This is a genomic window from Pseudomonas sp. GW822-FHT06D10 (assembly GCF_058799535.1).
Genome location: NZ_JBXALN010000002.1, coordinates 911093 through 922196 on the forward strand (window position 1 = coordinate 911093; position 11104 = coordinate 922196).

An 11104-nucleotide genomic window follows, 5' to 3' on the forward strand; every position below is an offset into this window, starting at 1 on the left:
TGCGTCCGTTGGCAGACGTTCGAGTCAATGTTCCCGGGGTGGCCTGGGGCGCAGGTTCGGGGAACGCAGGAGCCGGGCCATGAACTCGGCGTCGCTGATGTGTCTCTTGCATAGGCACGACTGGCCCGGCTGGCCCGGGTGTTGCGCGACTGGACGCTCAAGGGCGCCAGGCATACCCTTGGGGACTTCTTCACTGCTGCATAAGGACCCAGCCATGAGCCGAATTTTTGCTGATAACGCCCATTCCATCGGCAATACGCCCTTGGTGCAGATCAACCGCATCGCCCCGCGCGGGGTGACCATCCTGGCCAAGATCGAAGGGCGCAACCCGGGCTATTCGGTGAAGTGCCGGATCGGCGCGAACATGATCTGGGACGCCGAAAGCAGCGGCAAGCTCAAGCCGGGCATGACCATCGTCGAGCCCACGTCGGGCAACACCGGGATCGGCCTGGCCTTCGTCGCCGCCGCCCGTGGCTACAAGCTGATGCTGACCATGCCGGCGTCCATGAGCATCGAGCGGCGCAAGGTGCTCAAGGCCCTGGGCGCCGAGCTGGTGCTCACCGAGCCGGCCAAGGGCATGAAGGGGGCGATCGAAAAGGCGGCGGAAATCGTTGCCAGCGACCCGGCCAGGTACTTCATGCCGCAGCAGTTCGATAACCCGGCCAACCCGGCGATCCACGAAAAGACCACCGGTCCGGAAATCTGGAACGATACCGACGGCGCGGTGGACGTGCTGGTGGCCGGGGTTGGCACAGGGGGCACCATCAGCGGTGTGTCGCGCTACATCAAGAAGACCCAGGGCAAGCCGATTCTCTCGGTGGCGGTGGAGCCGGCGACTTCTCCGGTGATCACCCAGAAACTCGCCGGTGAAGAGATCAAGCCCAGCCCCCACAAGATCCAGGGCATCGGCGCCGGTTTCGTGCCCAGGAACCTGGACCTGGCAATGGTCGACCGGGTGGAACTGGTGACCGATGAAGAGTCCAAGGCCATGGCCCTGCGGCTGATGCAGGAAGAGGGCATCCTCTGCGGCATCTCCTGCGGCGCGGCGATGGCGGTGGCGGTACGCCTGGCGGAAACCCCGGAAATGCAGGGCAAGACCATCGTGGTGATCCTGCCGGACTCCGGTGAGCGCTACCTGTCGAGCATGCTTTTCAGCGACCTGTTCACCGAGCAGGAAAACCAGCAGTAAGCACGGATCAGGCATTCGCCCGCAGGAGCCGGCTTGCCGGCGAATGCTGACCCATATCAGGCCAGGGCCTGGCTGCTTATGCTACTTAACGCCTTTGTTGCATAACCGTTAACGCTGAATGTTGGGTTGTGCGGGTTTTTCCAGGGCCCAGGAGTGTTTATCATTGCCGGCTGCCAGGTCGGGTGAACGCTCCCCCTACAGGTGCCTATTTCCAAGGAGTCGTTGCATGAGCTTTTCCTTTACCGCCAAGGTCGCGGTGTTGTCGCTGTTCGTCGGCAGCATTCTCTACGTGCACCTGCGCGGCAAGGCGCGTCTGCCGGTACTGCGCCAGTTCGTCAACCATTCGGCGCTGTTCGCCCCCTATAACGCCCTGATGTACCTGTTCTCCGGGGTGCCTTCCAAGCCGTACCTGGACCGCAGCAAGTTTCCCGAGCTGGACATCCTGCGGGACAACTGGGAAGTGATCCGCGAAGAGGCCATGCACCTGTTCGACGAGGGTTACATCCGCGCCGCCGAGAAGAACAACGATGCCGGTTTCGGTTCCTTCTTCAAGAAGGGCTGGAAGCGCTTCTACCTCAAGTGGTACGACAAGCCGCTGCCCTCGGCCGAGGCCCTGTGCCCGAAGACCGTCGAGCTGGTGAGCGCGATTCCCAACGTCAAGGGCGCGATGTTCGCGCTGTTGCCCGGCGGCAGCCACCTCAACCCGCACCGCGATCCCTTCGCCGGTTCCCTGCGTTATCACCTGGGCCTGTCGACCCCCAACTCCGACGCCTGCCGGATCTTCGTCGATGGCCAGGAGTACGCCTGGCGCGACGGTGAAGACGTGATGTTCGACGAGACCTACGTGCATTGGGTGAAGAATGAAACCGAGATCACCCGGGTGATCCTGTTCTGTGACATCGAGCGTCCGCTGAGCAGCCGCCTGATGACCCGCATCAACCGTTGGGTCAGCGCCCAATTGGGCCGCGCCACCGCGCCGCAGAACCTGGATGACGAGCGTGTCGGCGGGATCAACCAGGCCTACGCCTGGAGCAAGCGCTTCAGCGACAGCTTCAGTGGCGTGGTCAAGCAGTGGAAGCGCCGCCATCCCAAGCTGTACCGCATCCTGCGCCCGGTGCTGGCAGTGGTGGTGCTGGTAGTCCTGTGGAAGTGGCTGTTCGGATAAATCTTGCAATGAATATCGGGCGCTGGTTATATTCGGCGTCCGATGAGTCCAGCAACTCAGATTTTTCCTCTCTCGAGAACCATCAGTACATGGCCTTTTCCCTTCTCAACGCGGTAGTGGTTTCAGCGGTCAACGCTGGCGTCGTGCCGTGCGGGAATCAGCAGCCTGTGCAGATCGGTCATTACCCCCCACCTGTCAGTAGCACGCCGGTGTACGCAGTCGTATCACCGCCGGGCGTTGGCTTCTCGGGCTGATCAGCAACCGCTGCTGTTCCCTGCGCCCGCCTGAAAAAACACTACTGAACTTCAGCCTCGGCTGAATTGGCTTCTTGCCTGATTACAGGTGGTTTTCATGTTGCTCATTTCAAAAAAGTCCGCGCTCGCGGCCGCTTCCACGAGCCTGTTCGTCCTGCTCTGGAGCAGTGGCGCCATCTTCTCCAAATGGGGCCTGGCCCACGCTTCACCCTTTGCCTTCCTGCTGCTGCGCTTCGTCATTGCGCTGATCGGCCTGATGCTGCTGGCGCCCCTGCTCAAGCTCAGGTTGCCCCGTGGGCGCCGGGCCATGGGCTTTGCCGTGGCCACCGGCCTGGTGCTGCTGGGGGCCTACCAGATCTTCTACATCCTGGCCCTGGACCTGAAGGTGACCCCCGGGGTCATGGCCACCATCATGGGGGTGCAGCCGATCCTCACGGTGGTGCTGGTGGAGCGCCAGCGCTCCTGGAGCCGGCTGTTTGGCCTGAGCCTGGGGCTTGCCGGGCTGGTGATGGTGGTCTACCAGAGCATCGGCCTGGCGGGGATGTCCATCACCGGCATGTTGTGCGGGCTGCTGGCCCTGGTCAGCATGACCGCCGGTTCGATCATGCAGAAACGCATCACCGACAATCCCCTGGGCACGCTGCCGGTGCAGTACTTGGCAGGGCTGCTGCTGTGCGCGCTGTTCGTGCCGTTCCAGCCGTTTCACTTCGAGCACAGTGCAGGTTTCGTGATTCCACTGCTGTGGATGGGGCTGGTGGTGTCGGTGCTGGCCACGCTGTTGCTGTATCGGCTGATTGCCCAGGGCAACCTGGTGAATGTCACCAGCCTGTTCTACCTGGTGCCCGCGGTGACCGCGCTGATGGACTACCTGTTCTTCGGCAACCGCCTGGGGCTGCTGAGCCTGGTGGGCATGGGCCTGATCATCGTCGGGCTGGTGTTCGTGTTCCGCAAGCAGCCTTGACCGCCCTGGGCGGCGTGAGCTCTGCGCGCCGTCGCTGACGACACCGGCCGGGTGCAATGCCCGGTCGGTTGTTTTCCCTATTTATGGCATGAAGGGTCGACTTTTATGTCGAATGGTGGCCATATGGCATCATTGTCGAAAAGGTACTCGCCAACTGCATTGGGACAGGGCTTCAGCGCCGCGCGGGGCAGCTCGAAGAGTCGCCTGAGCAACGCTTGCAGGTGGTTTTGATAACCAATTGATTGGACTTCTTTTCTAATGCTTCCAAACAGTCCATCAGACTTTTCTCAAAAGCTAAAGCTCGTACCTAGACTGACGATACAGTCCTTACACACAAGGAGAGTCAGGATGAACGTAGCGCTTGCTTCCACTGCTTTGAGTCTGTTCCTTGGGCTATCGGGCAGTTGCCTTGCCGCCACTCCCTCAGGGCAAGGCATCATCCGTTTTTACGGCAAGATCGTAGAGTCCAACTGCTCCTCCAATGCTGCCAGCGATGGGCTGAACTTGCGTCAGTGCCCTCAGGGCTCGCGTGGGGGATCCATTGACGTTCGGCGGGTCGGCCGGCTGGCCAGCGCCAGCGGCCCGGGAAACTCCGTAGTCAAGGTCAAGCTCCTGGCCGACAGCGGGCGCGAGGGGCGCTATTACGACCAGCACTATGCCTTTGTCGACCAGGCAGGCAAGGCCGTGACCTCGGGCGCCTACCTGATCACCCTGAGTGTTCCTTGAAGCCGCAACCGGCTGCAGCCTCTGGCCATAGCACGCCAAGTGCCGCCCGATCAGCGATATGGCGCGGCGTAGCCGCCGCACCGTGGTCATGGCCGGGTCAGAACTGGTAGCTAGCGTTCAGGCGCAGGCCGTGCTCGCTGGACGCATCACCCAGTTGCGCGCTGTATGCGGTGCCCAGGCTCAACTCAGGGGTCAGCCGGGTTTCCACGCCCGCTTCGAGTACTGCACTGTTGCGTGAATAGGCCACGCCTTCGACACGGAATGCATCACTTGCGTCGAAACGATAGGTGTTGGCCGGTGTGACGCCGGCCAAGGCATGTTTCCAGCCGGCACTGGCAAATAGGCTGAGCGACTTGCCGCTGTCCAGTGGCTTGCTGGCACTGGCACGCAACCCCAGGGTGGCGAACGTTTGTTGGTCCGAGACCTGTTTGGCGCTCAGGGCCGCGAGGCCTCCATGTTCCTTGAAGCCATCGCTCTTGACCTGCACGTGGGTCAGGTTGGCAAAGGGTTCCAGCTGTACTGAAGGGCCGAAGTCCAGGCGCCGGCCCACTTCACCGAACGCCTGCAGGGTGTCGGCTTGATGGGTGGACTGCAGATGGTCGCTGTAGCCGGCAAAGTTCACCGAACGCTTGGCATCGATCCGGCTCCAGGTGTAGGCCAGGCCGCCACGCAGGTCGAAGTTGCTGACCTGGGCCCCGCCATAGACCCCCAGGTGGATATTGTCGTTGTCGCTGGAAGCATCCCGTGACGAGCTTTTCAGTTCCGTTCGGCTGTAACCGGTTAACGCGCCGATATGACCGCTGTCACCGACCTGGGTGTCGACACCGGCGAGCACGCCCTGGGTGTCGCTGCGTAATCTGGCGACATTGCTGTCCCCCTTGATCTCCCCCCAGTTGCCCAGCGTGGTGATCCAGGGGGTCAGGCCTGAATCGCTGTCACGGCTGGCGCCACTGTCCTGGGTGGCGGTCACCGAACGTAGGCGACTGTTTGCCGCGTCACGGACCAGGCGGCTGTCCTGGATCAGCGCCGAACGGGTCGAACTGTGGAAATCCCCGGACAGTTGCTCGAAGGCCGCGCGGGCCTGGTGATCGTCGGGCAGGTAGGCGATGGCCTCGAATAGTTTGTTGTGCACCGGTGGCGTCAGAGCCGGTACGGCAGAACCCTTCAGGCTTTGCAGCGCAGTGGCCGTGGCGCGCTGGTTGCGCGAGAGGGCGGCGTCCTGGAACAGACGGGTCTGCTGTACATCCAGGTAGGCGTTGTGGCTGTCGTAGTTATCCACCAGATTGTAGAACGTCGAGACTCGGGTATCGCCGGTCAGGTTGTAGCGACCGCTCAGGCCCTGCTGGGTCGCGAGGATCAGGTAGCGCCTGTCCAGCTCATAGCGGGCGCTGTCGAGCTTGTCGGCGTTGACGATGCTGCCTGCGTCCAGCCGCGCTGCCCCGTTCACCTGCAGTCGGTCGTTGGCGCCAGTGCTCAGCAGTTCGGTGTAGAAGGTCGAGCCGCTGTGCTGGTCCAGGTTGCCAGACACGGTGAGGGTGCCGATGTCGTTACCCGGGGCCACTGTGGCACCGTCGTGCAGGGTGACATTGCCGACCTGGCCATTGCCGGCCAGGGTCGCGCCCGCATGCACGTCGGTGGAGCCACCGAGGGTGCCGTTGACGGCGAGGATACCGGCTTCGACCTGGCTCTGGCCGTGGAAGTTGGAGCTGTTGCCGCTCAGTTCGGTGCGGCCGGTACCGCGCTTGTTGAGCGTACCGCTACCCGCCATTGAGCCCCCGAAGCGGTAGCTGTCGGCGCGGTTCAACACCAGGCTGCCGGGCGCATCGATCTGCACGTCACCGAGAATCGAGCCGCTGCGGCCGCCGCTTGTGCCGGCACCCAGTTGCAGGGTGCCGTTGCTGATCAGCGTGCCGCCGCTGTAGGTGTTTTCTGCGGTGAGCACGGTGGTACCGGTACCACGTTGCTCGACTGAGCCGCTACCGGAAATCACCTGGTCGTACTGGTACGAGTTGTTGCGATCGAACACCACCTGGCCATCGTTGCCGATATCGCTCAGTACTGCGCCGGCACTGCCGTTGTGGGCGCCGATGTGCAGGCTGGCGTTGCGATCAACCTGCACCTGTCCGGCCATGGCGTTGTTCAGCAGCAGTTCGCCACCCTGGACATGCAGTTCGCCGCTGAAGGTGCTGGAGTCACCGTTGAACAGGGTCTGTCCGGCGATGTGGCTGATGCGTCCATGGCCTTCGAAGCCGGCGTCGAACGAGTGGTCGCTGTCGCTATGGTTGAACTGGACCAGCCCCTGGCCCAGGCCGAAGATCACCCGTGTTGCATCCAGTTGGCCCGCAGCCCGAGCGTCAGCGGCATTGGCGCTGGCCGCCCCCACATAGAGCGCAGCGCTGGCGCTGGCGTCCCGGGCAATCTGCAGGGCGCCGCTGCCGACCCTGGCCTGGCCTTGATCGGCCAGCGTCAGGGCCGCCTTGCCGCTCTGGCCCAGGGTCATGTTGCCGGAGACGTTCAATTGGCTGCCTGCGCCACTGATGTTGATAGCGCTGGTGGCGCCTGGGGCAGCCGCCACAATGCTGTCCCGAGCGTTGACCTGAGCGCCGTTGCCGACGGTCAGCGAACCGTTGCCGGCACCGCCGACAGTCAATGTCTTGTCGCTGGTCAGGGTTGCACCGCCATCGACGTTGAGCGCGCCAGATGCACCCTGCTCGGCGCTGATCAGAGCATTGCCCTGGGTGTGGGCTCGCGAGCCGCTGCCCAGGTTCAACTCGCCGGACCCGCTTTTGCCGACGATCAAGTCGCCGGCTGTGCCCAGTCTCGCGCCGTTGTTGAATGAGGCCTTGCCCACGGCGCCTTGTACGCTGCCCAGGGTAAGTGCGTCGGCGATTTCCAGCCAGCCGTTGCCGCCCACATTCAACTGGCCCAGGCCATTGCTGCTGGTGCCGACGTTGAGACTACCGATCATTTGTGCGCTATCCAGTTGCGCGACATCGTTGGTTCCCCTGCTGAGCGGCCTGTCAACGTTGACGACTTCATTGCTGGCGGGAGCGCCCTTGCTCCAGTTGCCATTTCTCTCCCAGGCGTTGTCTTCGTTGACCCGATAGGCGTTGCCGTTCGGGTCGACTGCCAGGTGGTAGGCATCCCCGGTCCAGGTCGTATCGGCAAGGACCGCGGGGGATAACGAACTCAGTGCTAGAGCGACAGCGGTCGTGGTACTGGCGTATTTGAAATGGTTCTTTTGCAACATTTTATTCTTCAAGGCGATGCCTGTTCAGTCGAGGGTTTGAAAACAACATTGAGCGTGTTGGCAAATAGCGTTGTGCAAGGGGGGAGTTACAGCGTTGGAGGGGCTAACTCTCGAGACGAAATAAGAACTATTGGGTTGTGAGTTGTCCTAGGCTCGTGCTGTAAAAAAAGTCCGACTCGAGTGTTGTATTCATGCAAGTTCTGGCGGTGTTGGAACGGTCCGGGAAGTTGCAGTGGGTTCGGTGGTTCAAAGAGGATAGGGGCGTGCTACAGGCAGGGGCAGAGGGGGGATGGAGTATTTTGGGGGAGTAAGGAATGTCTGATTAAAGGCGCAGAATCGTCTTTGTTATTTGTAGGTTGTTTAAGTTGTTTTAGATTGGAAGTGTCTGATACTTGATTTCTGGATCAGTAGAATTTCATCTTTCCAGATTTTTTGCGGGGGAGTGTGGCGAGGATGGAAGTGTGTTTTAGATGAGACGGTGGGGGGGAGTGCTTGAAAGTTGTTTTTAACTTTCCTGGTTATTCCACCACCGCAGGTATTTGGGGGAGATCAGCGATCGGTCAGTTATTCGCTCGGGATGGCCCGGGGTCCCGGCCTGAGCACCAGCCACAGCGCGGCGGCAATCAGCGCGCCGCCATACAGGTGGGCCATGGACAGCGGCTCGTCCAGCAGCAAGGCGCCCCACAGTACGCCGAATGGCGGGATCATGAAGGTCACGGTCATCGAGCGCACCGGGCCGATGGCGCTGAGCAGGCGAAAATACAGCACGTAGGCAAACGCGGTGCAGCCCAGCCCCAGCCCCAAAAGCGATAGCCATACGCTCCAGCCACCCCAGCTGGGGGGCGGCTGGTTGATGGCGTTGTAGGCGAACAGCGGCAACAGCAGCAGGGTCGCTCCCAGCATGCTGCCCAGGGCCGACAGGCGGCTGTCCAGGCCGCCGGCCTGGTCCAGCCAGCGTCGGGCGAGGAACCCGGCGAAGCCGTAGCAAGTGGTGGCCATCAAGCAGGACAGGGCGCCCAGCAGCAGGTCTCGGTCGAAGGCCACGGGGCCGGCGCGGGTCAGGATGCCGACGCCGAGCAGGCCCAGGCAGACCCCGGCGAATTTGCTCGGGGTCAGGCGTTCATGGAAAAACAGGCCGCCGATCAACACCCCCATCAACGGCGTGGTGGCATTGAAGATCGCCGAGTAGCCGGCGGGCAGCACCTGGGCCGCCACCGAGTACATCGTCGCGGGTATCCCGGAGTTGATCACCCCGAGCAGCAGCACGGTCTTGAGCTTGCCGCGAAAGCTCCAGTCGACCCGCATCAACGCCAGCATCACCAGCAGCCCGAGCGCGGCGATGGACACCCGGAAGAAGGCCGTGGGCACGCTGCCCAGCACCGGGGCGATGATGCGCATGAACAAGAAGCTCGCGCCCCAGATGGCGGCCAGCGACAGCAGGCGCAGCAGATCGACAGGTTTCACAGGAGGTTCCTTGGGTTCGGGGCGAGGGATCTTGCCCAGCGTGGCCGGGCATGGCAAACCTTATTGGCGCACGGGGCGAAGAAAACCCGCACCCCGATTGTTGCGTTCAATCCTGCGTTGCAGAGGCCTGGAGACAGAGCGACCGCCGGGTCATTTTTCGGCGTACGTCCCATCACAAAAATACGCTTCTCTTCACCTCGTTTCACTGGCTAAGCTCTGGCATCGTAAATTCCCGCAGAGGTCTCTTTATGTCGCAGTCATGGCCCGCCGCCGATATCGCTCGAATGATCCTCGATGGCTTCGACGATTACCGCGAGCACTTTCGCCAGATCACCGACGGTGCCCGGCAACGCTTCGAGCAGGCGCAGTGGCAGCAAGCGCAAAAGGCCTCGGCAGCGCGGATCAACCTGTATGAAGAGAAGGTGGGCGAGACCGTGGCCCGCCTGCATCAGGCCTTCAGCACCGAGTCGCTGATGGATGTCAGCCAGTGGCCACTGGTGAAAAGCGCCTACATCAGCCTGATCGACCTGCGCTTTGACGATGAGCTGTCCGAGACCTGGTACAACTCGATCTTCTGCGGCCTGTTCAGCCACGACCTGATCAGCGACGGCTGCATGTTCATCCACACCACCCGGCCCAGCCTGCGCCGGGCCCGGGCCGCACAGACCCGCAGCTACAAGCCCCAGGGCGAACTGGCGACGATGCTCGAACAGGTGTTCGCCGACTACCGCTTCAGCGAGGACTACGCCGACCTGCCGGGGGACCTGCGGCGCCTGGAGGCGCAATTGCGGGAGAACCTGCCGGACTGGGTGTGCAAGGACCCGGAACTGACCCTGGAACTGTTTTCCTCGGTGCTCTACCGCAACAAGGGTGCCTACCTGGTGGGGCGCATCTTCACCCATGAAGAACAGTGGCCGCTGGTGATCCCGCTGCTGCACCGCGAAGGTCGGGGGATCCAGATCGACGCGCTGATCACCGACGAGGCGGACGTCTCGATCATCTTTTCCTTCACCCGTTCCTACTTCATGGTGGACGTGCCGGTGCCGGCGGAATTCATCGGCTTCCTCAAGCGCATCCTGCCGGGCAAGCACATCGCCGAGCTGTACACCTCCATCGGTTTCTACAAGCACGGCAAGTCGGAGTTCTACCGTGCCCTGATCAACCACCTGGCCAGCACCGACGATCGCTTCATCATGGCCCCCGGGGTGCGCGGCATGGTCATGAGCGTGTTCACCCTGCCGGGCTTCAACACCGTGTTCAAGATCATCAAGGACCGCTTCTCGCCGTCGAAGAACGTCGACCGGGCCACGGTGATCGAGAAATACCGGCTGGTGAAAAGCGTGGATCGGGTGGGCCGCATGGCCGATACCCAGGAGTTCGCCGACTTCCGCTTCCCCCTGAGCAAGTTCGACCCGGCGTGCCTTGAGGAACTGCTGGAAGTGGCGCCCTCCACGGTGGCGGTGGAAGGCCAGACGGTACTGATCCGCCACTGCTGGACCGAGCGGCGCATGACCCCGCTCAACCTCTACCTGGAGCATGCCAACGAAGCCCAGGTGCGCGAGGCCCTGGAGGACTACGGCCTGGCGATCAAGCAGCTGGCGGCGGCCAACATCTTCCCCGGCGACATGCTGCTGAAGAACTTCGGCGTCACCCGCCATGGCCGGGTGGTGTTCTATGACTACGACGAAATCTGCTTCCTCACCGAAGCCAACTTCCGCCACATTCCGGCCCCCCGTACCCCGGAAGATGAAATGGCTTCCGAGCCCTGGTACTCCATCGGCCCCCACGACGTGTTTCCCGAGGAGTTCCCGCCGTTCCTGTTCGCCGATGCCGGCCAGCGCAAGCTGTTCGACCAGCTGCACGGCGAGCTGTACAACGCCGATTACTGGAAGGGCCTGCAGGAGGCCATCCGCGCCGGCAAGGTGATCGATGTCTTCCCTTACCGGCGCCAAGGCCTGGAAGACGAATAAGTAGACGTGCAGGAGCCGGCTTGCCGGCGAGGGCGCCCTCACTGGCCCCTTCGCCGACAAGCCGGCTCCTACGTATTGCATGGACTTTTCTGCGACAATCGCGCCCTGCCTAAATAGACGACCCT

The 11104-nt window shown here is 62.3% G+C and carries 7 protein-coding genes; 5 read left to right on the top strand and 2 right to left on the bottom strand.

Going from position 1 to position 11104, the window contains the following annotated elements:
• Window positions 1-214: 214 nt before the first annotated feature.
• The 4 genes from cysK (at window position 215) to AC1RL5_RS09775 (ending at window position 4295) form a co-directional block, all read left to right on the top strand.
• Window positions 215-1189, top strand: coding sequence for a cysteine synthase A (gene cysK / locus AC1RL5_RS09760; RefSeq protein ID WP_011059857.1), 975 nt, complete (start codon window positions 215-217; stop codon window positions 1187-1189).
• Between the two features lie 226 nt (window positions 1190-1415).
• Window positions 1416-2354, top strand: a complete 939-nt coding sequence (locus AC1RL5_RS09765; protein WP_011059858.1) for an aspartyl/asparaginyl beta-hydroxylase domain-containing protein — start codon at window positions 1416-1418, stop codon at window positions 2352-2354.
• A 351-nt stretch (window positions 2355-2705) separates the two neighbouring features.
• Window positions 2706-3569 carry a DMT family transporter gene (locus AC1RL5_RS09770; protein WP_072451003.1) on the top strand — a complete coding sequence of 288 codons (864 nt, stop codon included), beginning with the start codon at window positions 2706-2708 and terminating at the stop codon, window positions 3567-3569.
• Between the two features lie 348 nt (window positions 3570-3917).
• Window positions 3918-4295, top strand: a complete 378-nt coding sequence (locus AC1RL5_RS09775) for a hypothetical protein (RefSeq protein WP_072451002.1) — start codon at window positions 3918-3920, stop codon at window positions 4293-4295.
• Between the two features lie 97 nt (window positions 4296-4392).
• On the opposite strand, the gene AC1RL5_RS09780 is transcribed toward AC1RL5_RS09775, so the two are convergent.
• Window positions 4393-7545: an autotransporter outer membrane beta-barrel domain-containing protein gene (locus AC1RL5_RS09780; RefSeq protein WP_259699775.1), complete on the bottom strand. Its 3153-nt coding sequence runs from the start codon at window positions 7543-7545 to the stop codon at window positions 4393-4395.
• A 564-nt stretch (window positions 7546-8109) separates the two neighbouring features.
• Window positions 8110-9009 carry a DMT family transporter gene (locus AC1RL5_RS09785; protein WP_072451000.1) on the bottom strand — a complete coding sequence of 300 codons (900 nt, stop codon included), beginning with the start codon at window positions 9007-9009 and terminating at the stop codon, window positions 8110-8112.
• Between the two features lie 248 nt (window positions 9010-9257).
• On the opposite strand from AC1RL5_RS09785, the gene aceK reads away from it, so the two are divergent.
• The gene (aceK, locus tag AC1RL5_RS09790) at window positions 9258-10979 is read left to right on the top strand and encodes a bifunctional isocitrate dehydrogenase kinase/phosphatase (protein ID WP_011059868.1); all 1722 of its coding nucleotides are present in this window, start codon (window positions 9258-9260) and stop codon (window positions 10977-10979) included.
• Window positions 10980-11104: the final 125 nt, after the last annotated feature.

Excerpts from the sequence above, each read along its gene's own strand:
- AC1RL5_RS09780 (WP_259699775.1), bottom strand. The coding sequence starts at position 7,545 with ATGTTGCAAAAGAACCATTTCAAATACGCCAGTACCACGACCGCTGTC.
- cysK (WP_011059857.1), top strand. The coding sequence starts at position 215 with ATGAGCCGAATTTTTGCTGATAACGCCCATTCCATCGGCAATACGCCC.
- AC1RL5_RS09765 (WP_011059858.1), top strand. The coding sequence starts at position 1,416 with ATGAGCTTTTCCTTTACCGCCAAGGTCGCGGTGTTGTCGCTGTTCGTC.
- AC1RL5_RS09770 (WP_072451003.1), top strand. The coding sequence starts at position 2,706 with ATGTTGCTCATTTCAAAAAAGTCCGCGCTCGCGGCCGCTTCCACGAGC.
- AC1RL5_RS09775 (WP_072451002.1), top strand. The coding sequence starts at position 3,918 with ATGAACGTAGCGCTTGCTTCCACTGCTTTGAGTCTGTTCCTTGGGCTA.
- aceK (WP_011059868.1), top strand. The coding sequence starts at position 9,258 with ATGTCGCAGTCATGGCCCGCCGCCGATATCGCTCGAATGATCCTCGAT.